This window comes from Cupriavidus sp. 05L310 (assembly GCF_056398185.1).
The window spans coordinates 65,008-90,094 of record NZ_JBFTOX010000022.1 but is presented as its reverse complement, the minus strand read 5'-3'; the positions used below and the strand labels follow the sequence as shown (position 1 = coordinate 90,094).

The 25,087-nt window shown below is 66.8% G+C and carries 25 protein-coding genes; 6 read left to right on the top strand and 19 right to left on the bottom strand.

Annotated features, from left to right (window positions below):
* Positions 1–253: 253 nt before the first annotated feature.
* Positions 254–1,078, bottom strand: coding sequence for a class I SAM-dependent methyltransferase (locus AC1DS6_RS17670; RefSeq protein WP_441633378.1), 825 nt, complete (start codon positions 1,076–1,078; stop codon positions 254–256).
* A 336-nt stretch (positions 1,079–1,414) separates the two neighbouring features.
* Here AC1DS6_RS17670 and AC1DS6_RS17665 point away from each other — a divergent pair, with 336 nt between their 5' ends.
* Positions 1,415–1,987, top strand: coding sequence for a hypothetical protein (locus AC1DS6_RS17665; protein WP_477102833.1), 573 nt, complete (start codon positions 1,415–1,417; stop codon positions 1,985–1,987).
* A 42-nt stretch (positions 1,988–2,029) separates the two neighbouring features.
* Here AC1DS6_RS17665 and AC1DS6_RS17660 read toward each other — a convergent pair whose 3' ends face one another.
* The 3 genes from AC1DS6_RS17660 to AC1DS6_RS17650 all read right to left on the bottom strand — a co-directional run bounded on the left by AC1DS6_RS17660 (position 2,030) and on the right by AC1DS6_RS17650 (position 6,663).
* The gene (locus AC1DS6_RS17660; RefSeq protein WP_477102832.1) at positions 2,030–3,349 is read right to left on the bottom strand and encodes a cytochrome-c peroxidase; all 1,320 of its coding nucleotides are present in this window, start codon (positions 3,347–3,349) and stop codon (positions 2,030–2,032) included.
* Positions 3,346–4,917: a metallophosphoesterase gene (locus AC1DS6_RS17655; RefSeq protein WP_477102831.1), complete on the bottom strand. Its 1,572-nt coding sequence runs from the start codon at positions 4,915–4,917 to the stop codon at positions 3,346–3,348. Before AC1DS6_RS17655 ends, AC1DS6_RS17660 begins: the two co-directional genes overlap by 4 nt.
* Positions 4,918–4,995: 78 nt before the next feature.
* Positions 4,996–6,663 (bottom strand): hypothetical protein, encoded by a 1,668-nt coding sequence (locus tag AC1DS6_RS17650; protein WP_477102830.1) that lies wholly within the window; start codon positions 6,661–6,663, stop codon positions 4,996–4,998.
* Positions 6,664–6,922: 259 nt separating this feature from the next.
* On the opposite strand from AC1DS6_RS17650, the gene blaOXA reads away from it, so the two are divergent.
* Together blaOXA and bla are read left to right on the top strand one after the other, a co-directional pair.
* On the top strand, positions 6,923–7,735 hold the full coding sequence (gene blaOXA / locus AC1DS6_RS17645; protein ID WP_477102829.1) for a class D beta-lactamase: 813 nt from the start codon (positions 6,923–6,925) through the stop codon (positions 7,733–7,735).
* A 76-nt stretch (positions 7,736–7,811) separates the two neighbouring features.
* Positions 7,812–8,714, top strand: coding sequence for a class A beta-lactamase (gene bla, locus AC1DS6_RS17640; RefSeq protein ID WP_477102828.1), 903 nt, complete (start codon positions 7,812–7,814; stop codon positions 8,712–8,714).
* Positions 8,715–8,762: 48 nt separating this feature from the next.
* On the opposite strand, the gene rtcR is transcribed toward bla, so the two are convergent.
* Positions 8,763–10,373: an RNA repair transcriptional activator RtcR gene (gene rtcR / locus AC1DS6_RS17635; protein WP_477102827.1), complete on the bottom strand. Its 1,611-nt coding sequence runs from the start codon at positions 10,371–10,373 to the stop codon at positions 8,763–8,765.
* 872 nt (positions 10,374–11,245) lie between these two features.
* On the opposite strand from rtcR, the gene AC1DS6_RS17630 reads away from it, so the two are divergent.
* Positions 11,246–12,475 carry an RtcB family protein gene (locus AC1DS6_RS17630; RefSeq protein ID WP_477102826.1) on the top strand — a complete coding sequence of 410 codons (1,230 nt, stop codon included), beginning with the start codon at positions 11,246–11,248 and terminating at the stop codon, positions 12,473–12,475.
* A gap of 86 nt (positions 12,476–12,561) precedes the next feature.
* Positions 12,562–13,581 carry an RNA 3'-terminal phosphate cyclase gene (gene rtcA / locus AC1DS6_RS17625; RefSeq protein WP_477102825.1) on the top strand — a complete coding sequence of 340 codons (1,020 nt, stop codon included), beginning with the start codon at positions 12,562–12,564 and terminating at the stop codon, positions 13,579–13,581.
* An 11-nt stretch (positions 13,582–13,592) separates the two neighbouring features.
* Here rtcA and fliR read toward each other — a convergent pair whose 3' ends face one another.
* From fliR to catA, 14 genes are all read right to left on the bottom strand, one after another.
* A complete protein-coding gene (gene fliR / locus AC1DS6_RS17620) occupies positions 13,593–14,378 on the bottom strand; it encodes a flagellar biosynthetic protein FliR (protein WP_441636688.1) in 786 nt (261 codons plus the stop codon).
* A gap of 43 nt (positions 14,379–14,421) precedes the next feature.
* On the bottom strand, positions 14,422–14,691 hold the full coding sequence (gene fliQ / locus AC1DS6_RS17615; RefSeq protein ID WP_035870540.1) for a flagellar biosynthesis protein FliQ: 270 nt from the start codon (positions 14,689–14,691) through the stop codon (positions 14,422–14,424).
* Positions 14,692–14,725: 34 nt separating this feature from the next.
* Positions 14,726–15,415, bottom strand: a complete 690-nt coding sequence (fliP, locus tag AC1DS6_RS17610) for a flagellar type III secretion system pore protein FliP (protein ID WP_200876802.1) — start codon at positions 15,413–15,415, stop codon at positions 14,726–14,728.
* A gap of 137 nt (positions 15,416–15,552) precedes the next feature.
* Entirely contained in the window at positions 15,553–16,071 is a 519-nt protein-coding gene (gene fliO, locus AC1DS6_RS17605) for a flagellar biosynthetic protein FliO (RefSeq protein ID WP_477102824.1), read from the bottom strand.
* Positions 16,068–16,523: a flagellar motor switch protein FliN gene (fliN, locus tag AC1DS6_RS17600; protein ID WP_276287103.1), complete on the bottom strand. Its 456-nt coding sequence runs from the start codon at positions 16,521–16,523 to the stop codon at positions 16,068–16,070. The genes fliO and fliN overlap by 4 nt, the downstream gene beginning before the upstream one ends.
* Positions 16,516–17,523 carry a flagellar motor switch protein FliM gene (fliM, locus tag AC1DS6_RS17595; RefSeq protein WP_045241242.1) on the bottom strand — a complete coding sequence of 336 codons (1,008 nt, stop codon included), beginning with the start codon at positions 17,521–17,523 and terminating at the stop codon, positions 16,516–16,518. The genes fliN and fliM overlap by 8 nt, the downstream gene beginning before the upstream one ends.
* A gap of 159 nt (positions 17,524–17,682) precedes the next feature.
* The gene (gene fliL, locus AC1DS6_RS17590) at positions 17,683–18,168 is read right to left on the bottom strand and encodes a flagellar basal body-associated protein FliL (protein ID WP_477102823.1); all 486 of its coding nucleotides are present in this window, start codon (positions 18,166–18,168) and stop codon (positions 17,683–17,685) included.
* A gap of 272 nt (positions 18,169–18,440) precedes the next feature.
* Positions 18,441–18,635 (bottom strand): hypothetical protein, encoded by a 195-nt coding sequence (locus AC1DS6_RS17585; RefSeq protein WP_477102822.1) that lies wholly within the window; start codon positions 18,633–18,635, stop codon positions 18,441–18,443.
* 40 nt (positions 18,636–18,675) lie between these two features.
* Positions 18,676–18,888, bottom strand: a complete 213-nt coding sequence (locus AC1DS6_RS17580) for a hypothetical protein (protein ID WP_441636231.1) — start codon at positions 18,886–18,888, stop codon at positions 18,676–18,678.
* A 242-nt stretch (positions 18,889–19,130) separates the two neighbouring features.
* On the bottom strand, positions 19,131–19,916 hold the full coding sequence (locus AC1DS6_RS17575; protein WP_477102821.1) for a 1,6-dihydroxycyclohexa-2,4-diene-1-carboxylate dehydrogenase: 786 nt from the start codon (positions 19,914–19,916) through the stop codon (positions 19,131–19,133).
* Positions 19,917–19,959: 43 nt separating this feature from the next.
* Positions 19,960–20,979 (bottom strand): benzoate 1,2-dioxygenase electron transfer component BenC, encoded by a 1,020-nt coding sequence (gene benC, locus AC1DS6_RS17570; protein WP_477102820.1) that lies wholly within the window; start codon positions 20,977–20,979, stop codon positions 19,960–19,962.
* A 25-nt stretch (positions 20,980–21,004) separates the two neighbouring features.
* On the bottom strand, positions 21,005–21,505 hold the full coding sequence (benB, locus tag AC1DS6_RS17565) for a benzoate 1,2-dioxygenase small subunit (protein ID WP_441636225.1): 501 nt from the start codon (positions 21,503–21,505) through the stop codon (positions 21,005–21,007).
* The gene (gene benA, locus AC1DS6_RS17560; protein ID WP_477102819.1) at positions 21,502–22,899 is read right to left on the bottom strand and encodes a benzoate 1,2-dioxygenase large subunit; all 1,398 of its coding nucleotides are present in this window, start codon (positions 22,897–22,899) and stop codon (positions 21,502–21,504) included. Before benA ends, benB begins: the two co-directional genes overlap by 4 nt.
* 119 nt (positions 22,900–23,018) lie before the next feature.
* Entirely contained in the window at positions 23,019–23,933 is a 915-nt protein-coding gene (catA, locus tag AC1DS6_RS17555) for a catechol 1,2-dioxygenase (RefSeq protein WP_441636221.1), read from the bottom strand.
* 218 nt (positions 23,934–24,151) lie between these two features.
* On the opposite strand from catA, the gene AC1DS6_RS17550 reads away from it, so the two are divergent.
* The gene (locus AC1DS6_RS17550; protein ID WP_441636220.1) at positions 24,152–25,063 is read left to right on the top strand and encodes a LysR family transcriptional regulator; all 912 of its coding nucleotides are present in this window, start codon (positions 24,152–24,154) and stop codon (positions 25,061–25,063) included.
* Positions 25,064–25,087 lie beyond the last annotated feature (24 nt).

Here is a 25,087-nt window from a genome sequence, read left to right as displayed (position 1 = left end):
AGGCGCCGAGCAGGATCGGCAGGACGGGGCGGAGGTCGGTCAGGCGGGGAGGCACGGTGGGGCTGTCTCTATTGTTGTCTTTGTCTTGTTGTTCTCTTATGCCGGCTCGCCCTGGGCAGCCGCGAACAGATGCGAACACACGTGAACAGCCGCTCAGGGCTGGGTCAATGGCTCAACCGAGGGTAGTTCCGAACGAAATCGAAGTCAATTTGGATCTGCTTAAGCGACCCTTTGCGCGGCGCCGGCGTTCGCGCTATGGCCTGACTGCGGTTGCCAGCAGGGCCGGCATCGGCACGTCGAAGGCGTCGCCGCTGACATAGGCGGCAACGGTGTCCCGGAGCGCTGCGCGGATGGCTTCCCTGGCTTGCGGGCTTTGCGCACGCAGGGTGGCAGATGCGCGCACCGTTCCCGCCGCGACCATCTGGAAGAGCTGGTCGGGCGTCGCCATGCGCCAGCTCTGCGGCACCTGGCGGCAGGAGGGGGAGACAAAGCCCGCGCCGAGCAGCGCCTTTGCGCACGCATCCGGATCGCTGAACAGGAAGAAGTTCGGTCCCGCCGGCAGGCCGACATCCAATGTGCCGTGGGCGCGCACGGCGGCATAGAGCGCCCCGAATCCCACGGCGCGCTCCGGCACGTCCCACACGGTGAATGCCACGCGCCCGCCGGGCTTGAGCACGCGCAAGGCCTCGCGCAGCGCCAGGTCGGGATCGGGCAGGTGGCACATGCCGAAGGCGTTGACGACCGCATCGAAGGTGCCCGGTTCGAACGGAAGCGCCTGTGCATCGGCCTGTTCGAAGCGCAGCGCGGGATAGCGCTGGCGTGCCATCCCGACCTGCGCGGCCGCGAAGTCGATGCCCACCGGATGCGCGCCGCGCCGCGCCGCCGCGTCGGCCACATAGCCCGCGCCGGTCGCGACATCCAGCACTTGTGTTCCGTCGCCAACGGCCGCCGCATCCAGCAGTGCGCCGATGGATTGGATGGTGACGCCCGAAAGGTTTTCGTCGTATCCGGAGACGGTGGCGGGGTCCTCCCAGCCAGCCCGTTCGAATTCCTGGAAGGATTGCGCTGAACCGGCCATGGGAACCTCCGTTGGCGAGAGCTGCGCACGGTGACCGATGCTGCGCTTGCGGCGCGGGCATCCGTGCGTGTCGCTCACTTTGCGCCAGGTCTTTACTTGCGGCAAGTCCTCCCGGAATGGCGGCCGGGCCCCCGGACCGGACAATCGCGGCGCCATTGACCGCATCCCCGGCGACGCGCAGTTCGTGATCGTCGGGACGCCGTCGCGCTGCGGAAGCGCTAAGTCAAACATGCCTGTACCTGGCGGATCGCGGCTGGCGCCATCGGGCATCCGGTGGACGCGCATGGCGAATCAATGCGCGTATGCTCTGCCAACAGCCAACTTTCCCGCATTCCCATGTCGAAAGTCTGCAAAGCCGTTATCCCTCTGGGCCCGGCATCGCTCCTGGCGCTCGCGCTGACCGGCTGCGTGTCCCACTACCGGGTCGAGACCGGCGCACCCGCCGCCCGTGTGCGGTTGCTGACCAACACGGAAGACAACACGACCTTCAGCGTGGTGGATGCGGGTAAATGTCCCAAGCCGCCCAAGCCGCTCTTGCTGGCCGCGACGGGAAACCAGATCACGGCGATGGGGAGGGAACCCGGCCTGGCGATGGTGGGGATCTCGCCGGAGCCCCCCGGCCGCACGCGCGAACGGTGGTTGCTGGCAGGCCATCGGATCTACCTGACCGCGATGGCGGCATCGGCCGCCGACGACCAGCCTTACCGCTGCGCGGTGGGCATTTCCTTTGTGCCGCTGCCAGGTTGGGAGTATGAGTTCCGCTTTCAGCGCAATGCCGCCGCGAAGAGTTGCGGCGGACAGGTGCTGCGGCTGGTCCGGGCAGAGGGCGGCGCCATCGCAACAACGCCCGATCCTACGCAACAGGTCTTTCGCGGCTTTGAAGCGGACGCGGTCTGCGCGGCGCCGTGAGGCAGCCTGGCGCTGCCGCGGCGCAGCGTGTAGCCGGGCCGGTCAGCGCTGTGCCGCCGCCGCGCCCGGCATGAGGCCGGCATAAGGCGCATCGGTCAGCGTTCGCAGGAATGCCACGAGATCGTCGATCTCCGCTTCGGTCATGGCCGGGGCTGTTCCCGCGCGCCGGTTCATCGGCGTGGAGTTGATGTTGATGTTTCCCCGGTAGGCCGCAGGCACGTCGTCGAAGGTCCTGGCGCCGCGATACCACTTGCCCGGATCGGTCGAGCGCGTGTTGTAGAACGCCACCGCATCGCGCAGCGTGGTGAACACACCGTTGTGCATGAAGCTCTGGCGCACCGCCACATTGCGCAGGCCGGGCGTGCGGATATAGCCGCACCATTGCTCCGGCTCGGGCCAGCGCAGGCGGCGGGCGCTGTCGCACAAGCCGTTGTCGAAATGGCCGGGGTCGCGGTTGGCGGCCAGCGCGCGGTTGCGCGGAACGGCAATGGCGTCGTAGCCGAAATCCGTAAACAGCGAGCGCTCGGGACGGCTGGCGGTGTCCGCCAGCGTGTGGCAGCTCATGCAATTGCCCTTGTCCGGGTTCTTGAACAAGGCCAGGCCGCGCGCTTCCTGCGGTGCCAGCGGCGTGCGGTGGCGCAGGTAGTCATCGAAGCGGGAACTGAAGGGCGCCATCTCATCGCTCTGCAGGTAGGCCTCCAGCGCCTTGCCCAGCGCCCTCACCATTTGCTCGGGATCGGTCTGTACCGCGGCGCCGAAGTGCCGGGCCAGCGCGGGTGCCAGCCCGGTCCCCTTGACCTTGCGCAGCAGGCTGGCGGGGGTGCCGTTGTTCATCTCGTTGGGATCGAGCAAGGGGCCGCGCGCCTGCTCGGCGAGCGTGTCGGCGCGGCCGTCGGCGAACAGGCCGCCGAAGGGCGACGCGTAGGGCGCGTCGTCGTCCTGGTAGAAGTGCCGGCGTGGAATGTAGCGCACGTAAAGCAGCGACGGCGCGTTGCGCAGGCTGAAGCGGCCGGGCCGGCTGCCCTGGGGCACGTGCGGCCCGGCCAGAGCGGCGGGCGACAGTGTTGGCGCGAAGGCGCGCGCCGGGTCGTGGCAGGCGGCGCAGGATGTGCCGCGCGGCTCCGACAGGCGGGCGTCGAAGAAGATGCGCTTGCCCAGCGCGGCCAGGCCAGGATCGGGGCGGAAGACGGCGGCGGTGGGGTCCACCTTGGCGGTGACCTTTGGCGTGCCGTTGCCGATGGTCGCCACCACGCCCGCGGGCGGGGCGCCCGGCGTCAGCGCCACGCCGGGCGGCGGCGCCGCCAGGCAGGCACCGCCAACGCAGGCCAGAAGGGCGATGGCGGCGCGCGTGGCTGCGCTCACGGCGCCAGGAAGCCGGTCTTGTCGCAAGCCAGCGTATTGGAGGTTTGCACGCAGGTAGCCATCAGCTTGCCGGCCACGCTATAGGCCTTGAAGGTCCAGCCGGTGGCGGGCGATGCGTTGCGCTCCATCATCACGAAGCCGAAGCTGCTGTGATGGGTGATCTTGTCGATGACGGTGCCGGGCGCGGGAATCGTGCCGGGCGGCAGCGGATCGGGCAGCGCTACGTCCAGGTTGTCGCCGCCGTTGCCGGACACGATGGTGGCCGGGTGGCCGGAGGCGAAATTGATGGCCTGGAAGTCATGCACGTGGCCGTGCAGCGCCACGTGCACGCCGACCGGGTAATAAGCCTGGGCGTTGGCGTTGCTCATCACCGACTGCAGCGCCAGGTTGCCCGGCGCGGGGTTGTTGCCCGCCACCGGCGCAAAGGCCAGGATGGGATGGTGGTTGGTGAACAGGGTGGTGCTCATGCCCGGCCTGGCGGCGAGCCAGCCCACCGTCTGGAACTGCTTCTGGTAAGCGATGAACTGCGGGTCGTTGGTGGGCAGCGCGGTCTTGCCGGCCTTGGCCGAGTCAAAGACGATGACCTGCGAACCGGTGCCGAGCGCAACGGCGTAGGGCTCGGAGTAGTTGGCGTTGCCGTCGTTGGCCGGGTCGTTGCAGGAGCGCGCGTCCGAGTACGGGCGTGGATCGAGGAAGCGGAACCAGCCCTGGCCGGCGCGCGCGCATTCCTCATGGTTGCCGCGCACCACCACCCACGGTGCCTTGGCCATCAGCGCGGCGGCGGGCTTGAAGAGGTCGGCCTGCCAGGTATCCCAGCCATAGCCCCACGGCGTGCCCTGGCAGCCGGCGATATCGGGCGGGCAGAGGTTTTCGCGATAGTGGTAGTCGCCGATATGCAGGACCAGGTCGGGGTTCATGCCGGCGGCGGTGGCGGCGAGCGCGGCAAACGGCCACGCGGTGCCGTCGCTGCAAGGCTGGTAGGCGTTATCCGCCTTCTTCAGGCGGCAGCCGGTGTCGGCCAGCACCAGCACGCGCTGCGGCTGGGCCTTGGGTAGCGGCAGTGTCTGGCCCGCCACGCTGGCGGCGGCCGCATTGGCCGGCAGGGTCGCTTCGCACACCGAGACCGGGAAGTCCGATGGCTTGGAGTCGGCAGCGGCGCTGGCGGTGGTGCGCAGCGGCATGGTGCCGGCGACCACGCGCAGCGCCATGCGCTGCTGCACGCCATCTACCGTCAGCAAGGGGCACAGCGCATTCGACGGCAGTGCGCTGCCCGCGGCGGCGGCCGGCGCGACATAGCTGGTAATGACGCGGGCGATGGCCTGGTTGCTGTCGCCGATCTCTACCCACGCGGCCTGGATGTTGGCGCTGGTGCTGGCTGCATCGCCGGCCGGCACGACCGGCGCGGCGGGAGCGGCGGGGGCGGCCGGAGCCACCGGCGCGGCTGCCGCGTCGGTGCCGTCGCTGCCGCAGCCGTGCAGTACCGCTGCCGTGGCCAGCACCGCCAGGATCGCGCCGATGCCGACACGTGTGGCGGCTCCGGCGCGCCGGTTCGCTTTGGGGTTGCCCATTGTTATATCTCCCTGTCCGCTTTGTTAGCGAGGCGGAAATATACGGAAGGGATGTTTCGGCGCGATGAACGTTATGTGTCAGCGCCGCGGCCCTGGCCCCCCGCGGCGGGCGGCGCGCGTGGCTTCAGCCGCGGCCAGCTGCAGTTCGCGCGGCAGCGCGGTGATGGCGGCATGGAAGAAGCGGCGCTCCGCTGGGCGCAGCTTGCCGAGCAGGCCGGCCAGGCGCTCCACGGTGGCAAACGCGGCGGGGGTGTCGCCGTGCTCGAAGGTGTGGAACCAGCTGGCTTCAAGCAGCAGGTTGGCGAGTTGCAGGGCGCCGTAATGCACGTGCCCGGCATCGTGCTCGTTCAGCGCGAAGCCGGCCAGCGAAGACCAGCTGATAAAGCCCTTGGCGCGGGCAAACGGCGCATGGAAGGGGCGCAGCGCGTCCACGGCTTCGTCGAGCAGCAGCGGCCGCTGCGCGCGGAACGTCTTGAGCGTGCCGCCGCCGTCCTGCGCGCAGTTGCCGCGCGCGATACGCAGCAGGAAGATGATGTTCCACGCCGAGCCGCCGCCTGCGCCGAAGCGGTCGCAGATCCACTCCGACAAGCCCAGCCAGCGCACCGACTGGCGCTGCACCTGGCCGGCGGGCCACTGGCGCGCCGGGTCGATCAGGGCATGGTTCCAGAACAGCCACAGGCACAGGCCGAGATTGGCGGCCACGTGCTGCGCGGCATCTACCGAGTCCGCTTCGTACGCGGCCTGCAGCGCGCCGGAGAAGCCTGCCACGGCGGCTTCGGCGGCCTGCCGGCCTGCCTCCGGCTGCGTGGCCATGTCGCGGATCGCCACGGTCTTGTGGATCAGCGCGCCCAGGTTCAGGGTTTCAAAGCGCACGCGCGGGTTGTAGCGCACCACCGGCTGCAGCGCGGGGTCGGCGGCAAGGCTCTCCAGCTCGGCCTGCGCCGCTTCCATCTGGTTGCCGGCATAGCGCTCCCAGGCGCGCACCACGCGCGCCATGGCGGCGAAGGTCGGCAGGGCGGTATCCACGGTGCCGGTGCCGACGATGCGGTCAAAGCGCTGCAGCGCCGCACGGCTGCGCGCGAGGTCGTCGCCACGCCGCCACGCCAGGCTCTCCTTGAGCAGGGCGAAGGCGTGCTGGAAATCGTCGGTGGCGCAGCGCTGTGCCGCGCGCAGGGCGTTGGCCACGCCGTTGCTGGCGCTACCCCCCGCAACGCCCACGCCGTCCTGCATGCCGCGCATGGCTTGCGTGAGGTGGCTCCAGTAGCTGATGTCGCGCATCACGTAGTCGACGGCAGGATTACCGGGGCTGCCGGGATTTCCATCGCCCCCCTTGCCGGCGCGCTGCGCGGCGCCCGTGGCCGGTCCCACGAAGCGCGCCAGCGCCGCATCGCCGGCCCGGCGGCCGTCCACGGTGAAACGCAGGCGCTTGCAGGCCGCCGGCGTGATCCAGAACGGCCCGCGGCTGCGGTGCGCCGGGTTGAGCCCGGCGGCGCACTGGCTGCGATCCGGCCCCCAGCCCACCGGGATGTCCCAGCGCGCGAAATCGGCAAAGGCGCGGGAGACCAGCATGCGGATATTGGCGGCGTCGGGAAAGCGCGTTCGCAACAGAACCGCTGGCACGCCGGTGGCGCCCTTGCGCGCGGCCAGGCAGACCGCGGCGAGCAGCCACAGGCTCTGGTAGCGCGCGGGCTCGCCATTGACGCGAAAGGGCGCGGACAACTCGATGGTGAGGGAGGGCTGGGGCATGCGTTCGCGGATCGATTGGAGGGCCGTGGGCGCCTTCGGCGAGCACCGCCGGAACGCGCAGGTTACACAGGTTACAGCAAATGCTCTTGGCGGCGTGCCGCCGGACTCCTATGCTCCGCTTCGTTCGCCAGGCCTGGCCAGCAATCCCGTGCTCCCTTGCCGATGTTCGTACCCCGGCACGTCACCGGCACGGCTGCAGGGACCGCCACTTCTTCGCAGCGACGGCGGCGCGGGGTGGCTCCGATCACTACTAAGAACAATGGAGAGAATCTTGAAGCAAACCGCAATCCTGGCCGCGCTATGCGCGGCGCTCTCGGTCTCAACGGCCCGTGCGGAAGTGCTCTGCACGGTAATGGCGGACGCCGCCAGCGGCAAGATCCTGAAACAGGAGGGCACCTGCGGCCAGCGCGTGACCGCCGCATCGACGTTCAAGGTGCCCCTGAGCCTGATGGGCTTCGACTCGGGGCTGCTGGTGGACGAGCATGCGCCGGCCATGCCGTTTCGTGCGGAGTATCGCGAGAGCAATCCCGCCAAGCGCGTCACAACGGATCCCGAACGCTGGATGAAGACTTCGGTCGTGTGGTACTCGCAGCAGTTGACGCAACAGCTTGGCGAAGCGCGCTTCCGGCGCTATGTGGGCGAGTTTCAATATGGAAACGGCGATGTGTCGGGGGACCCCGGGAAGCACAATGGGCTGACGCACTCATGGCTCAGCTCGTCGCTGAGGATCTCGCCGCTGGAGCAGGTCGCCTTCCTGGCGAAGGTGGTCAATCGCAAATTGCCCGTCTCCGCGCATGCTTACGACATGATGAGCCGGATCATGGCGATCGGCGTGCTGCCGGACGGATGGGCCGTGCACGGCAAGACGGGCACCGGCGCTCCGATCCTGGCCAATGGGTCCGAGGACTGGAACCACGGCTATGGATGGTTTGTCGGCTGGGCGACGAAGGCGGGCCGCAGCGTGGTGTTTGCCCGCCTGACCCAGGATGAAAAGAAGGAGTCGGTCGGCGCCGGCTTGCGCACGCGGGAAGCGTTCATGCAGGAGCTGCCGGGACTATTGGCCTCCCGCTAAGGCCGCCGCATCCGACGGATGCCATGTCAGCCGGAATGGCAAATGGCATCCGTTCCAACATCACAGGAAAAGACAGATGAGACACTCACCCGTTCGCCGCACGCTGCTGCTTGCCGCTGCTTCGGTTCCTTTCACCAGCGCCTGTACCTCGTTGGCAGGCAGAGCCGGGGGGAGCGCCGCGGCGCAAGACCGCCTTGCCGCTCTCGAGTCCGCAGCGGGCGGGCGGCTTGGGGTCGCGGCGCTGAATACGGCCAACGGCGCGCGGATCAGCCACCGCGCCAGCGAACGCTTTCCGCTCTGCAGCACATTCAAGGTGCTCGCGGCATCCGCCATCCTGCAGCGCAGCGCGGCGGAAAGCGGACTGCTGCAACGACGCATCGCCTACACGAAAGACGAACTCGTTGCGTATTCACCGGTCACCGGAAAGCACGCAGGCGAAGGCATGACGGTTTCGGAGCTCTGCGCGGCCGCTCTCCAGTACAGCGACAACACGGCTGCCAACCTGCTGATGAAGATACTTGGCGGTCCCGCCGCCGTGACGGCGTTTGCCCGCTCGATCGGCGACGACGCGTTCCGGCTCGACCGCTGGGAGACCGAACTCAACACGGCGATACCGGGCGATCCGCGCGACACGTCGACACCCGCGGCGATGTCGCGGAGCCTGCAACGGCTCGCGCTGGGCGATGCGCTGGGCGCGGCGGAACGCGGCAGGCTGGTGGCATGGATGCGCGGCAACACGACCGGCGCGACGCGCATCCGTGCCGGCGTGCCGGCGGATTGGCAGGTGGCGGACAAGACCGGTTCCGGCGACTACGGCGCGGCCAATGATATTGCCGTGGCGTGGCCCCCCGGAAAGTCGCCTGTCGTGATGGCGATCTATTTCACGCAAGGCGACAAGGACGCGGCATATCGGAACGACGTGCTGGCAACGGCCGCGCGGATCGTGGCCGATGCGATTGGCCAGGCCGGCATGGCCTGAGCGGGCTTCGTGCTTCGTTTCCTCACGCAGAGGACGGGGGGCCGCCCCTCAGGCCTGGCTGGCGGCGGCGAACGTCAGGCCGAACTTGCCGAGGTACTTGGCCAGCCGGTCGCTGTCGTTGCTGCTGCTCTTGCCCAGCCGCGAAACCGCGAACAGTTGGCGCCCGGCCTCGGCCTGGCTACGGCTGCGCTGGCACACACCCAGCACGTAGTCGAGCTGGACCAGGTCGAAAGGGTCCGTGGCGGCCAGCACGGCGGGGTCCAGCAGCGCTTGTGCCAGGGGCTGGCCGGGCACCTTGCCGTTCTCTTGTTCGTCGTCGCCGTCCTGCCAGGATTCGCTCAGGCGCGTTATCTCCGCGTCCACGGCGGCCGCATTGATGCGGCCGCTGTCGGCCAGCGTCATCATGCGCGTCACTGAAGCCGCGAGGTCGCGGAAGTTGCCGCGCCAGCAGGCCTGCGGGGACACCGCGAAATCCAGCCACGCCAGGCGCGCCTCCTTGTTGAAGCGCACCTGGCTGCCGAGCTCGCGTGCCTGGCGCGCGAGCTCGTAATCCAGGTTGGGCTCCACGTCTTCGGGGCGCTCGGCCAGCCCCGGCAAGCGATAAGTCCACAAGTTGATGCGGGCGAACAAGTCCTCGCGGAAACGCCCCGCGCGCACTTCCACGCGCAAGTCCCGGTTGGTGCCGGCGATCAGCTGGAAATCGCTCTGCACCTCCTTGTCGCCGCCCACGGGAAAGAACCGTTTCTCCTCGATTGCCTTGAGCAGCATGGCCTGCTCATCCAGCCCCAGCTCGCCGATCTCGTCCAGGAAAAGCAGGCCCTGGTGGGCCGATCGCAGCCAGCCCGTGCGCTCGCCCTGCGCGCCGGTAAAGGCGCCCTTGACGTGGCCGAACAAGGCGGACATGGCGCCGTCGCCGCGGATGGTGGCGCAGTTCACCTCCACGAAGCCGCCGCTCAGTTGATGCCGGCCCTTCTTCAGTTCAAACACCCGCCGCGCCAGGAAGGACTTGCCGGCGCCGGTGGGGCCGGTCAGCAGCACCGGCGCGCGCGAGCGCAGCACCACGCGCTCGATCTCGTCGATCATGCGGTTGAAGGCGGGATTACGGGTGGCGATGCCGGACTTGAGCAGCGATACCGCGTCCTGCTGCTCGCGCGAGAAGCGCGCGGCGAGCTGGTCGTAGCGGGACAGGTCGAGGTCGATGGCGGCATAGCTGCCCGGCTGGCCACTGGCCTGCCGCAAGGGTGGCGAGGTTTGCAGCAGGCAGGCCGGCAGGTAGCGCGCCTCGGTCAGCAGGAACAGGCAGATCTGCGCCACGTGCGTGCCGGTGGTGATATGCACCCAGTAATCCTCGCGCTCCGTATCGAAGCGGTAGCCGCGCGCGAACTCATGCAGCGAGGCATAGACCTCGCTGAAATCCCAGGGATCCTCCAGCGCCAGCAGGTTCAGCCTGACCTCGGTCTCCGGCGAAACCTTGGCGATATCGGCCGCGACCTGTTCGGCCAGCGTCCGGTGGCGGGCCGTATGGAGAAGCTCGAAGCGGTCTACCAGCAGGTCTTCGTGCTGGCACAGTGCGACCGTGGGCCGCCATTTCTCCCAGCGCGCGGAGCCCTTGCCGCGGTCGAGTTGCGTGCCGATGAAGCCGATGACGACTTTTTTCATGTTCTCTTAATTTATATATAGCTAGATAAATATATAGAAATAGAGGCACTTCAACAAGCCAAAATCCGGCATTCATTTTCCATCTGTCGAAGAAAAATCTATTTATATCAATGGCTTGCCGGCTTTGTGCCCAAGCCGGCCGTGCCCTGGCACACCGATTGCTGAATAGAGACCATCGAATACGGTGCGGGCCGAAAGCCAACGGCAGCCAAACCAGGCGCAAGACGCCACCGCCCGCACCGGCAACACACTAGTCTCCAGGGAGAATGCGAATGGCAAATACCAATCTGTTCCAGGGCCAGCGTGGCCGCCCGATCGTTGCCGCCTTCGCCGCCGGGCAGTTGCATGCCGGGCACTGGGTGGGCGAGATCTCGGCGCTCAACCTGTGAAGTCGAAAGCTTGTGAAATTGTGAGGTTGTGAAGTTCGGCGGTGGCCGGCGAATGCCGGGCAGACTACATCCAAGGCTTGTCTGTCCTGACCCTTGTCGCCGGTTGCCGCCCCCGAGCCTGCATACCCCAAGCGCCCCGCGCGGCGCCTGCGGTATGCGGACTTGCCACGAATGCTGGCCAGGATTACATCTGGTGATTGCCGGTTCGATTCCGGCTGCTGCGCAGGACGGCAGCGTCAATCCGGCCGATCCTCGTCGTGGCGGAGCCGCATTCTTTCAGGTTGACGGGCGAATGCCTGTGGAACTACATCACTGGTAATGAGGAGGTTGCGGGTGCGAGTCCCGCCGCTAAACCGGATTGGCCGGGGCAGCGTAGCTCAACGATAGAGCGCCGGTTCCACAACCACTAGTCGCCCACTTATTTTGGTATCTTGCTGGCCACTGCCAGCGTAGTCCCGCCGCAAGGCAAAGAGAGAAGCAGAGATGACCTCCAAGGAGAATTACGACGTATTCCGGACCGGCAAGGGCCGTCCGGTCAAGATGTGGACCCACGGCGTGCCGGTCGACGAGGGCGCCCGCGCGCAACTCGCCAACACCGCCCAGATGCCGTTCATCTTCAAGCACCTGGCCGTGATGCCGGACGTGCACCTGGGCAAGGGCTCGACCATCGGTTCGGTGATCCCGACGCAGGGCGCCATCATCCCGGCGGCGGTGGGCGTGGATATCGGTTGCGGCATGATTGCGGTCAAGACCACGCTGTGCGCCGGCGACCTGCCCGATAACCTGGGCCCGCTGCGCAGCGCCATCGAGAAAGCCGTGCCGCACGGGCGCTCGAACAACCGCGGCGGACGCGACAAGGGCGCCTGGGGCGAAGTACCGGATACGGTGGATGCCAGCTGGGCCGGCCTGGCCGGCGGCTTCGAACGGATCACGCAGAAGTACCCCAAGCTGACGCGCACCAACAACCGCAACCACCTGGGTACGCTGGGTACCGGCAACCACTTTATCGAAGTCTGCCTGGACGAGAGCCAGTCGGTCTGGTTCATGCTGCACTCGGGGTCGCGCGGGGTGGGTAATGCCATCGGCAATACCTTCATCGAGCTGGCACAGGCGGATATGCGCCGCCACTTCATCAACCTGCCGGACCGCGACCTGGCCTACCTGGTGGAAGGCAGCCAGCACTATGAGGACTACGTGTTCGCGGTGGAGTGGGCGCAGCAGTATGCGCGGCGCAACCGCGAACTGATGATGGCCAATGTGCTGGACGCCGCCCGCGCCGTGATCGGCAAGCCCTTCGCGGCGGAGATGGAAGCAGTGAACTGTCACCACAACTACGTGCAGAAGGAGCGCCACTTCGGCGAAGACGTGCTGGTGACACGCAAGGGCGCGGTGAGCGCCAAGGCCGGCGAACTCGGCATCATCCCGGGCTCGATGGGCGCGCGCTCCTACATCGTGCGCGGCAAGGGCAATGAAGAGTCGTTCTGCTCCTGCAGCCACGGCGCGGGCCGCACCATGAGCCGGACCGAAGCCAAGCGCCACTTTACGGTGGACGACCAGCGGCGCGCCACGGAAGGCGTGGAGTGCCGCAAGGACGCCGAGGTGATCGACGAGATCCCGATGGCGTACAAGGATATCGACGCCGTGATGGCGGCGCAGTCAGATCTGGTCGAAATCGTCCACACGCTCAAGCAGGTGGTGTGCGTGAAGGGCTGAGCGATGCCGAAGCCACCGGCGCGGACCGGGACGGGAAACGTCCCCGGCCGCGCCGGCATAACAACAAGAACAGACGAGTAAACGCAATGATGGAAATCGACGGCTCCTACGGCGAGGGCGGCGGGCAGATCCTGCGCACCGCGCTGTCGCTGGCCATGGTGACCGGCACGCCGGTGCATATCGCCAATGTGCGCGCCCGGCGCAGCAAGCCGGGGCTGATGCGCCAGCACCTGACCGCCGTGGTCGCGGCGCAGGCGATCAGCGGTGCGCGCACCGAAGGCGCGGCGATCGGCTCGACCGCGCTGACTTTCGCGCCGGGGCCGGTGCGCGCCGGCAACTACGACTTCGCCATCGGCTCCGCCGGCAGTTGCACGCTGGTGCTGCAGACGCTGCTGCCCGCGCTGTGGAGCGCGCCCGGCGATGAGAGCTTCACCCTGACCCTGTCGGGCGGCACCCACAACCCCATGGCACCCTCGGCGACCTTCCTGCGCGATGCGTGGCTGCCGCTGATGGCGCGCATGGGCGCGGCGGCTGACCTGACGCTGCGCCGCCACGGCTTTTATCCCGCGGGCGGGGGCCAACTGACAGTGAGCGGATGCTCCGGCGCGGCATGGCGCGCGCTTGCGCTGGAAGAGCGCGGCACGCCCGGCGTGGCCGACGCGCGTGCGCTGATCGCCGGCGTGCCGCTTCACGTGGCGCGGCGCGAGCTTGACCTGGTGGGCGAGTTGATGGGATGGGAGGCGAGCCAGTTGCACGTGGGCGGCCTGCGGCACGAGGAAGGGCCGGGCAATGCGGTGCTGCTGACGCTGCCGCACCAGCACGTTACCGAGGTGTTCTGCGAGTTCGGCAAAAAGGGCCGTACGGCGGAGAGCGTGGCGGGCGCCGCCTGCCGCCAGGCACGCGCCTACCTGGCCGGCAAGGGCGCGGTGGGCCCGCACCTGGCCGATCAACTGCTGTTGCCGATGGCGCTGGCGGGTGGCGGGAGCTTTACGGTGGACGAAGTAACCGATCACCTGCGCAGCAATGCAGAAGTGATTGGCAAGTTCCTGCCGGTGGAGATCGGGTTTGAAACCCTGGCCGGGTGTACGCGCGTGGTGGTGTCCTGAGGCCCCGGCCCTCAGCGTCCAAACTGCCCCAGCACCATCCCCACCGTACTCAATCCGCCCTCGATCAGCCGCCCCATGTAGGTGCTTATCTGCGGCATGATCAGCATCATCATCAAGATGCCGCCGCCCAGCGTGACCGGGAACCCGACCGCGAAGATCGACAGTTGCGGCGAGGCGCGGTTCAGGATGCCCATGGCGAGATTGAGGGTGAGCAGCGCGGCGATCAGCGGCAGCGCCAGCAGCAGCCCGGACGAGAACACCGTGGCGCCGGCGCCCGCCACCGCGGCCCAGCCCGCGCCGGTGAGCGGCTGGGCGGCGATCGGCAGCGCGGCGAAGCTGTCGGCGACGGTGGCCAGCAGCATCAGGTGGCCGTCCATCGCCAGGAACATCAGCATGGCCACCACGTTGAGAAAGCGCGACAGCACCATGGTCTGGCCGCCGGAGGAGCGGTCGTAGAAGGAGGCGAACGACAGGCCCATCTGCAGGCCGATGGTTTCGCCGGCGAACTGCACGGCGGCGAACACCAGCCGCATGCTGAATCCCACCGCCAGCCCGATGCCGACCTCGTTGAGAATGATCAGCAGGCCCTCGAGCGAGTACACCGGCACCAGCGGCAGCTTGTCGATGGTGGGCGAGATGATCACCGCCATCAGCGCCGCCAGCGCGACCTTGGCCCGCCTCGGGATGGTCGATTCCCCGAACAGCGGCGCGGTGCCGATCAGCGCCAGCATCCGGAACATGGGCCAGAGGAAGGCGGCGATCCAGGCGTAGAGCTGGGCGGAGGTGACGGAGAGCACGGCGGCGGGCCTGGCTAAAGCGCGGTCAGTCGCGGCGCCGGGCTTAGTGCACCAGGGCGGGAATGCCCTGGAACACTTCGCGCATGTAGTCGACGAAGGTGTTGATCATCCACGGGCCGGCCAGCACCATGGTGGCGAACAGCGCCAGCAGCTTCGGGATAAAGGACAGCGTCATTTCATTGATCTGCGTGGCGGCCTGGAACAGGCTCACCACCAGGCCGGCCACGAGCGCCACCAGCAGCAGCGGCGCCGACAGCATCAGGGTCATCTTCATCGCCTGGGTGGCGATGGTCATTACGGTTTCCGGAGTCATGGCGAAGGCCTAGGGTGGGGCAGGCGCCCCGTGATCAGTTCAGGAAGCTCTGCGCCAGCGAGCCAAGCAGCAGTTGCCACCCGTCCACCAGCACGAACAGCATCAGCTTGAATGGCAGCGCGATGGTGGCCGGCGGCACCATCATCATGCCCATCGCCATCAGCACGCTGGCGACCACCAGGTCGATGATCAGGAAGGGGATAAAGACAGTAAAGCCGATCTGGAACGCGGTCTTGAGTTCGCTGGTGACAAAGGCGGGCACCAGGATACGCATCTGCACGTCTTCCGGGCCTTGCATCTCGGGCGCCTTGGCCATCTGGGCGAACAGCGCCAGGTCCTTCTCGCGGGTCTGCTTGAGCATGAACGCCTTGAGCGGCGCGGCGGCCTTGGCGGCGGCGTCTTCCAGGCTGAGCTTGTTTTCGGACAGCGGCTTGTAGGCGTCGGTGTAGATGCGGTCGAACACCGGCGACATGACGAAGAAGGTCAGGAACAGCGACAGTCCCACCAGCACCTGGTTGGGCGGCGAGCTGGCCGTGCCCAGCGCATTGCGCAGCAGCCCCAGCACGATGATGATGCGCGTGAAGCCCGTCATCATCAGCATGGCCGCCGGCAGGAAGGACAGCGAGGTCAGCAGTACCAGCGTCTGCACCGACAGCGACCAGGTCTGGCTGCCGCCCGGACCCGCCTTGCTGGTCAGCCCCGGCAGCGCTTGCGCATGCGCCATGGCCGGCAACAGCACCAGCGCGAGGCACGCGCAGGCCAGCAGGGCCGCGAGCGCAAGCCGGGCGGGCTGGCTGAGGTATTCGCGGAAGGACTGGAGGTGGTGTTGCAGGGAGCGCCGGGGGGCGTCAGGCAGGAAATTCATGACTTCAGGTTGTCTTGCATGGCGCGCAGCAGCTTTTGTCCAAAGCTGCCGGCCGGACCCTGGCTTGCCGCGCCGCCGGGATTCTGGTCCGGCTTGTGCGCGGCTTGCGCGGGCAAAGTGTGGAGCGTGCGAATCTCGCCGGCGCTGACACCCAGCACCAGGCAGGTGTCGCCGACTTCCACCATGACCAGGCGCTGGCGCGCCCCGAGCATGGTGCTGCCTATCACTTTCATCTGGCCGCCCTGGCCATGGCGCACCAGGCCAGCGCGGCGCGCCAGCCAGGCCAGCAGCAGGATCAGCGCGATGACGGCGAACAGGCCGAGGCCGGCCTGCGCCAGTCCCGACGCGGCGCCAACGCCGACATGGCTGCCGGCGCCGACGCCGCTGCCGACCGTGCCGGTACCGGCAGGGCTGGCGGCAACCGCGCTGGCCTGCGCGGCCGCGGGCGCGGCATGCGCCAGGGCCACGCCGGCGGCTAGCGCGGCGGTGGCGGTCCGGCGCGGGCTGGCGTTCATCGGTTGAGCTTCCGGATGCGTTCGGACGGCGTGATGATGTCTGTCAGGCGGATGCCGAACTTGTCGTTCACCACCACCACTTCGCCCTGGGCGATCAGGTAGCCGTTGACCAGCACGTCCATCGGCTCGCCGGCCAGGCCGTCGAGTTCCACCACCGAGCCCTGGGCCAGCTGCAGCAGGGTCTTGATCGGCACCTTGGTGCGACCGAGCTCTACCGTGAGCTGGACCGGGATATCGAGAATCATCTCGATATCGTTGTGGAAGGCGCTGGGCGTGTCCTTCTCCAGCGGCTGGAAGACCTTGGAGGCGGCCGGTGTTGCTGTGGCTGGCGTGGCGACGGCCTGGGCAGGCGCGGCGGCAGCGGCGAGATCCTCGGCGCTGGTCTGCTCCGCCAGGGCACTGGCCCAGTCGTCCATCGGGTCGGCCGGGATGTCCTCTTTGCCGTCAGTCATGGTCGGTTTCCTTGTTGGAATCGATTTCTTGGTGATTGATCATCCGTTCTACCCGCAACGCATACTGGCCGTTCATGGTGCCAAAGCCAGCCTGCATCACGGGCACGCCATCGACCTTGCCGAAGATCTGCTCGGGCAACTCGATGGGGAGTACATCGCCGACGCGCAGCGCCAGCACATCGGCTACGGTGCTTTCCACGTGGGCAAATTCGGCTACCAGGTCTACCTCGGCCGCGCGGATCTGCTGCGACAGCTGGGAGATCCAGCGCTTGTCGACTTCGACCTCGTCCTGCAGCGGGTTCATCAGCAGGTCGCGCACCGGCTCGATCATCGAGTACGGGAAGCAGACGTGAAGCTGGCCGCCGACGGCGCCGAGTTCGATATGGAAGGCCGTTGTTACCACCACCTCGCTGAGCATGGCGATGTTGGCAAACTTGGTGTGCATTTCCGAGCGGATGTATTCCAGCTCGATCGGGTGCACCGCCTGCCAGGCGCTGCCATAGCTGGAGAGCGCCAGGTCCAGCAGGCGCCGGATGATGCGCTGCTCGGTCTGGGTAAAGTCGCGCCCTTCCACGCGGGTGTGGAAGCGCCCGTCGCCGCCGAACAGGTTGTCGACCACCAGGAACACCAGGTTGGGGTCGAACACGAACAGCGACGTGCCGCGGAACGGCTTCATGTGCACCAGGTTCAGGTTCGTCGGTACCGGCAGGTTGCGCACAAAGTCGCCGTACTTCTCGATGCGGATCGACCCTACGGAGATGTCGGCGCCGCGGCGGATGAAGTTGAACAGCTGGGTGCGAAGCTGGCGGGCAAAGCGCTCGTTGATGATCTCGAGCGTGTGCAGCCGGCCGCGCACGATACGTTCTTGCGTGGCTAGGTTGTACGGGCGCACGCCATCCTCGGAGACCGGCGCGGCGACCTCGGGCGTGTCGGTCTCGCCCGACACGCCTTTCAGTAATTCGTCTACCTCGTCCTGCGAGAGGAACTTGTCGTAGGCCATCTAGTGTCCTGCCCCGTGAGTGCCGTGATGAATGAAAGCGACCATTTGCCCGGATTGCCTATGAGCCCGCGCGCTGGCGTTGGCGCGCACGCTGTGAAACGTGCAAGGCGGACAAGGACGGATTCATATCGGATTTGCTGGTGGGGCAGGGCAAAGCGCTTACTGCACCACGAAGGAAGTGAATAGGACGTCCAGGATCTGCTGTTTGGGCAGGTTGGGCGCGAACGGCTGGCTGATGGCATTCTGGATTTCCTGGGCCAGCTTGCGCTTGCCTTCCACCGTCGCCAGGTCTGGCGGCTGCTTGGCCGATAGCAGCAGCAAGATGCGGCTGCGGACTTCCGGCAGGTATTCGGTGATGCGCGCCTGGTTCTGCGCGTCCGCCACCTTGAGCGACAAACCGGTATGCAGGAAGCGGTCGCCGTCATCGCTCTTCAGATTGACGGTAAATGCTTCCAACGGCACAAAAATCGGCGGCGGTACAACCGGTGCGGCGGGCACGGCCGGTTGGCGGTTGCTCAGGATGTTGCCCAGAAAAAAGCCCCCGGCACCCAGCGCAGCGACGAGCACGACGCCGAGAATCAGCAGCAGTCGCCCGCGCTTGCTCGTGTTGCCGTCAGCCTGGGAAGAAGTGAGCGTATTCGCCATGAGATGCCTGTATCGGAATGCCCTGCCATTCTTGAGGGAATCAGGGGCAAGCAAAGGGCCGAAAAAAAGGGTGAAACCCGCTCAGCTTGGCCCTTTGAGCCGAGCAGGTCTTGTCATCCGAGCGATGCGGATGGTCTTACAGGGGTTAACGAATGGCGGACACGGAACTTGAGCGGGATGTTCAAGGAAAACCCGTACTGGGGGCCGGACAGCGGGTGGCGCCGGGGTCGGGCGGCCGGTTCGCCGCCCCTTGGGCGAGCCGGCGCGGCCGGTCAGCCGCCGCCCGCTCCGCCGTGCGTCGGGGTGGGCGATGCTGCCAGGCTATTGATTGGAAAGGGATTTTCCTGTGGCCAGGTATCGGCGGGACCAGGCGCCCGGTGGATTTCCTCGGCCGCGATGGCGATCAGGGCGCCGGCTGCGGCGCTGAGCGGCCGCAGCGGGTGGCTGACCGTGCCGGGGCAGCCCATGGCGCCCCGATCCGCAGCGGTGCGTGTGACTGAGGGACGCTCAGGAGCCTCGGCAGGCGGGCGGGAATACGCACCAGCCGCCGTCCCGGTGCCGGAAGAAGAAGATGGCGAGCGAGCCGGCGGGGCGGTTGACTTGCGCGCGCACACACCCGCCCGATATGCCGGGCGGGTGCACGCGGGTGATCATGGCGTCGCCCGTGGACCCCAGCCACTTGTGGACCAAGGCGCGTAGCGACGTGGCGGCCGATTGCATTTCACACTCCTTCGGTTCTTGCGACCCACCTGCGACCTTATGGCCGGGGCTGGCCGGTACGTTTTTCATACCTGCAGTATGGTTCTTGCGCCCTGGCGGCGAAATCGGCCAAGACTGAAAACGATGTCCGACGGAGGGCAACAACCGTGTCCGTGGCGGGCTGGCCTGTGTCAGCGGATGCTGACACAGGCGGTAGCCGATCCGCCGTGCCGGGCCCGTTTCCTGTGCAATATTGGGCGCGTTCAGCCCTGGTCGCCGCCACCTACCGGCAGGACCGTACCCGTGATGTAGGAGGCCTCGTCGGACGCAAGGAACAGGATGGCGCGCACTTGTTCGTCGATGGTGCCGTAGCGGCGCATCAGGCTGGAGCCGATGGTCTGGTCAACGATCCCCTGATACCAGATGGCTTCCTGCGGGGTCTGCTCCGCCGTGTTGCGCGGCACTTTGCGCGGCGGCGCCTCGGTGCCGCCGGTGGCGACCGCGTTGACGCGGATGCCGTCCTGCGCATGTTCGAAGGCCAGGCTGGCGGTCAGGGCGTTGACGCCCCCCTTCGCGGCCGCATAAGGCACGCGGTGGATGCTGCGCGTGGCGATGGACGAGATATTGACGATCGTCCCCTGCCGGCGCCCGATCATGGCGGGCAGCACGGCGCGGCAGCACCAAAGGGTGGGGAACAGCGAGCGGCGGATCTCGGCTTCGATCTGCGCTTCCTCGTATTCCTGGAAAGGCCTGGCCCAGATGGTGCCGCCCACGTTGTTGACGAGGATATCGATGCGGCCGTAGGCCTGCAGCGCGGCGCTGGCCATCTGGCAGGCGCCGGCGTAGGTTTCCAGGTCGGCCTCCACCGCCAGCGCCCGGCCGACATTCGCGGCGATTTCCGCGGCGACCTCATGCACCAGTGGCGAGCGGTCGACCAGTACCAGGCTGCCGCCCTCGGCCGCCGCGGCGAGCGCCACGCCGCGTCCGATCCCTTGTGCCGCACCGGTGACGATGGCGGTTTTTCCGCTGAAGCGCGCGTTTGTGTTCATGGCGTATCCGTGATCCGTATTTTGTATTCCGTGAGAAGGTGGGTCAGGCAGCGTTGCTGGCCGAGAATTTCTCGTAGTGGAAGCTGGCCGGCGTCACGCCGCCGTTCTGCAGCCAGCCGCGCACCGCGTCCACCATGGCGACCGGGCCGCACAGATAGATGTCGACACGCCCGCCGTTGAGCCAGTCCGGCTCCACGTGCTGCGTCACATAGCCCTGGCGGGTATCGCTGCTGACCGGGTCGAGCACGCAGGTGCGGTACTCGAAGCCGGGGAGCCTGCGCTTTGCGTCGTCGAGTTGTTCCAGCGCCACGAGGTCGATCTCATGCGTCACGCCGTACACCAGGCGGACCGGATGCGGGCTGCCGTTCTCGGCCAGCACGTCCAGCATGGACAGGAAGGGCGCGATGCCGGTGCCGCCTGCCAGGAACAGCACAGGGCGGGTCACTTCGCGCAGGTAGAAGCTGCCATAGGGGCCGGCGAAGGAAATGGGCTGGCCGGGCTGCGCCTGCTTGCTCAGGAACTCGCTCATGCGGCCGTTGGGCACGTTGCGCACCACGAATGAAGCGTGCCTGGCGCCGGGGGCGGAGCTGAACGAGTACGAACGGGTCAGGCCGGTGCCCGGGATTTCCACGTTCACATACTGCCCTGCCAGGAAGGCCGGCACGGCGGTCTCGCCGAGGTCGATCGAGAACCCGATGGTGGAATCGGACAACTTGTCCACTGCCGCCAGCTTGCCCTGGAAGCTGGTTACGCCCGTCTTGCAGGCGGCCGACGATGCCGGCACCTTGATCACGCAATCCGAGCGCGGGCGCGTCTGGCACGCCAGCACGTAGCCCTTGGCCGCTTCCTCGGGCGTCAGCGCGTCTTCGATATAGCTCGACTCCGGCAGGTCGTACTCGCCGGATTCGCACAAGCCGCGGCAGGTGCCGCAGGCGCCGTCGCGACAGTCCAGCGGGATATTGATCTGCTGGCGGTAGGCGGCGTCGGACAGGGTTTCATTGGCGGCGCAGGTGATGAAGCGGGTGACGCCGTCTTCGAACTGCAAAGCGATGTTGTATTCCATGGCGTGATTCCTCCGGCGCGTCCGCTCAGATGTGATAGATGTCGATGACCTGGTTGATGTAGTCGTTTTTCAGCACGACGTACTTGTCCAGGATCTGCGGCCGCTCGCCGGCAAAGTCGATGACGTAGCGCGACATGCCGAAGTAGCTGTAGTTGGTCTTGTAGCGGTGGCTCAGCGTGTGCCAGTTGAAACGCACCGTGCAGACGCTGCCTTCCTGACGCTCCAGTTCGACGTTGCTGAGGTTGTGGCTGGTGCGCGTGTCCGGCATGGTGGCGCTGGAGCGCTCGGTCTTGATGCGGAACACGCGGTCTTCCAGGCCCTGGCGGTTCGGATAGTAGATCAGCGAGATCTCGCGCTGGGGGTCGGTCACCAGCGTGTCGTCGTCGTCCCAGGATGGCATCCAGAACGCAGCATCCGGGTGATAGCAGGCCAGCCATTCATCCCATTGTTCGTCGTCCAGCAAGCGGCTTTCCCGATAGAGGAAGGCCTGGATATCCGCGAGGCTGATCGTGGCGGTCGTGGTCATGCTTCGCTCCCTGCGTTGCCGGCATTGCCGCTTTTGCTTGCTTCGGCCCCGGTGGCCTTCTTCATGACGTCCAGCCAGTAGCGGTGCTGCACCGTGTACAGGCCTTCGTCCTCGGTCTTGACGCCGCTCATCAACGGCTTGAGGCCAATCTTCCGGGCGGCTTCGTCGGCGCCTTCGACCCAGTGCGTGGCGCCGCGGCACATGTCGTTCCATTCCAGCGCGCTGCCGGCATAGCCTTGCTGGCAGGCGCGGAATTCTTCCAGGTCGTCGGGCGTGGCCATGCCGCTGACGTTGAAGAAATCCTCGTACTGGCGGATGCGGCGCGCGCGCGCCTCGTCGGCCTCGCCCTTGGGCGCGATGCAGTAGATGGTGACTTCGGTCTTGTTGACGGAAAGCGGACGCAGCACGCGGATCTGCGAGCCGAACTGGTCCATCAGGTAGACGTTGGGGTACAGGCACAGGTTGCGCGAGTTCTGGATCATCCAGTCCGCCGTCTCGGCGCCGCAGCGCTCGGCGAATTCCTCGCGCCGGCTGAAATTCGGCCGGTCTTCGGGATTGGCCCAGCGCGACCACAGCAGCATATGGCCGTGATCGAAGGCGTAGAAGCCGCCGCCTTGCCGGCCCCAGTTGCCCGCGTCCATCGCGCGAATCTTGTCCTCGCGGGCGTTCTCCTGCTTGCGGTGGTTGGTGGTGGCGGCGTAGTTCCAGTGCACCGCGGAGACGTGGTAGCCGTCGGCGCCGTTCTCGGTCTGCAGCTTCCAGTTGCCTTCGAAGGTATAGGTGGAGGCGCCGCGCAGCACTTCGAGCCCGTCGGTGGACTGGTCCACGATCATGTCGATGATCTTGGCGGCTTCGCCCAGGAAATCCTTGAGCGGCGCCACATCCGGGTTCAGGCTGCCGAACAGGAAACCACGGTAGTTTTCAAAGCGGGCCACCTTTTTCAGGTCGTGCGAGGCTTCCTTGTTGAAGCAGTCGGGGTAGCCGGCGCCCTCCGGATCCTTGACCTTGAGCAGCTTGCCGCTGTTGTTGAAGGTCCAGCCGTGGAAGGGGCAGGTGTAGGTCGCCTTGTTGCCGCGCTTGTGGCGGCACAGCATGGCGCCGCGATGGGTGCAGGCGTTGATCAGCGCGTTGAGTTCGCCCTGGCGGTTGCGCGCGATCACGACCGGCTGGCGGCCGATGTAGGTCGTGTAGTAGTCGTTGTTGTTGGGGATCTGGCTTTCGTGCGCCAGGTAGATCCAGTTGCCCTCGAAGATGTGCTTCATCTCGAGTTCGAACAGCGCTTCATCGGTAAAGGCGCTGCGATGCAGGCGGTAGTCGCCGGTTTCGCGGTTTTCCACCAGGTAGTCGTCCAGCCGCTTCAGGGTCGGGCTGTTGTCCGGGTAAATGGGGATCATGAGTTGTCTCCTGCATCCGTGCGGATGCGCCGGGCCGTGAGGTGTCCTCAGGGCGGCCCTGATGTGGCTGCGGCGGCCGGCAGGTGCGCCGGCTACGTCTTTCCTGTCTTGGGGGGGGCTTACGCGGCGGCGCGCTTGCGCTCCACTTCCGGCGCCGGCGCCGCGGCGCATTCGCCGTACAGGCGGAAGTCGAAATCGATGGAGGCAAACGGCTTGCCCAGGCCGCGTTTGGCAAGTTCCTCCGGGGCGTCGATATGCCTGACGGCCGGCACCAGCCCCTCGCGGCTGGCGAAGGCGAAGTCGTCCCACAGGTATTCGTCGCCGTCGATATTGATCTGGGTGGTCAGCTTGCGATGGCCGGGGGCCGAGACAAAGAAGTGGATGTGGGCAGGCCGGCGTCCGTGACGGCCCAGCAGGTCCAGCAGCCGCTGGGTGGTGCCTTGCGGCGGGCAGCCGTAGCCCATCGGCACGTTGCTGCGGAACTGGTAGCGGCCCTCGCCGTCGGTCACGATGGTGCGGCGCAGGTTGAAGTCCGACTGGGTCTTGTCGAAGAACGAGTAATTGCCAAGCAGGTTGGCATGCCAGACCTCCACCGAGGCGCCGGGCAGCGGCTTGCCGTTGGCGTCATGCACCGTGCCCTGCATGAACAGGACCTCGCCCTTGCCGTCCTCGCTGCCGTCGTCCAGCCGGGCGAAGCCTTCGCTGGCCGGTGCGCCCGCCACGTACAGGGGACCCTCGATGGTGCGCGGTGTGCCGCCGCTCAGGCCGGCCTTCGCCTCGGCTTCGTCGGCGCGGATGTCCAGGAAACGCTCCAGGCCAAGGCCGGCGGCCAGCAGGCCAAGCTCCGGGCCGGCTTCGGCGAAATATTCGATGCCCTTCCAGACTTCGCTGGCGCTCAGGTCAAGGTCCTCGATGGCCTTGAACAGGTCGGCGGTCAGGCGGGCCACCACGCTTTGCACGCGGGCGTCGACATTGCCCTTGGCGGTGTCGACGATGAACGCTTTCACCAGCGCTTCGATTTCCGGGTGAGTCATTTGTCTGCTCCTTGTCTCTGGTTTTCTGGGTGGGGCCCGTCTTGCAAGGCGCCATTCATGTGGCCTTGCATTGGCTTCCGGCATGGCGGCGTGATTCGAACTAAAATGCCAAAAAGGTATAAAAAATCATTGTCACGGCCTGGTGCGAAGAATAGGAGCGCTGAATTTGGTGGTCCAACACTGTTTTAGTATTGGCTGAATACTTAAAAGGTATGGCTTTGGACTTGCGTCACTTACGTTACTTTGTCGCCGTCGCGGAGGAACTCAACTTCACTCGCGCTGCCGAGCGGCTGCATATCGCGCAGCCGCCACTGAGCCGGCAGATCCAGCAGCTGGAAGAGGGGTTGGGGGTGCAACTGTTCGAGCGCAACGCGCGGCCGCTCAGGCTGACCGAGGCCGGGCGCTTTTTCTACGCGCATGCCCTGCAGTTGCTGGCGCAGGCCGCGGAACTGGAGTCGATGACCCGGCGGGTGGGGCAGATCGAGCGGAAGATGTCGGTCGGCTTTGTCGGCTCGACGCTGTACGGCATGCTGCCCAAGATCATCCGGCGCTTCAGGACTGAGCACCCGGAGATTGAACTCAGCCTGCATGAGATGACCACCATGGACCAGATCGCGGCGCTCAAGCAGGGCACCATCGACGTGGGGTTTGGCCGCATACGGCACGAGGACCCGAATGTGCGCCGGGTTGTGCTGCGCGAGGAGCGCATGATCGTGGCGCTGCCGGTCGGGCATCCGCTCTCGCTGGTCAGGCCGGTACTCTCGCTGCACGACCTGCTGGGCGAGACCCTGATCATCTTTCCCAAGGCGCCCCGTCCCAGCTATGCCGACCAGGTGCTGGCGGCATTCCATGACCGCGCCCTGCAGCCGGGGCGCATCCATGAGGCGCGCGAACTGCAGATCGCATTGGGGCTGGTGGCGGCGGGGGAGGGTATTTCGATCGTCCCGAGCAGCGTGCACGGCCTCAAGCGGGACGACATCAGCTACAAGGAGCTGGACGATCCCAACCTGGTGTCGCCTATCATCATGAGCACGCGCAGCCTCGATGAGACCGAGGAGATCAGCGCCATGCTCGACATGATCTACCGGCTGTACGAAGAGGAGAGGCTGGATTTCCTGCCGCCGGGCTAGGAACAGATCCAATGCGCAGAGGTT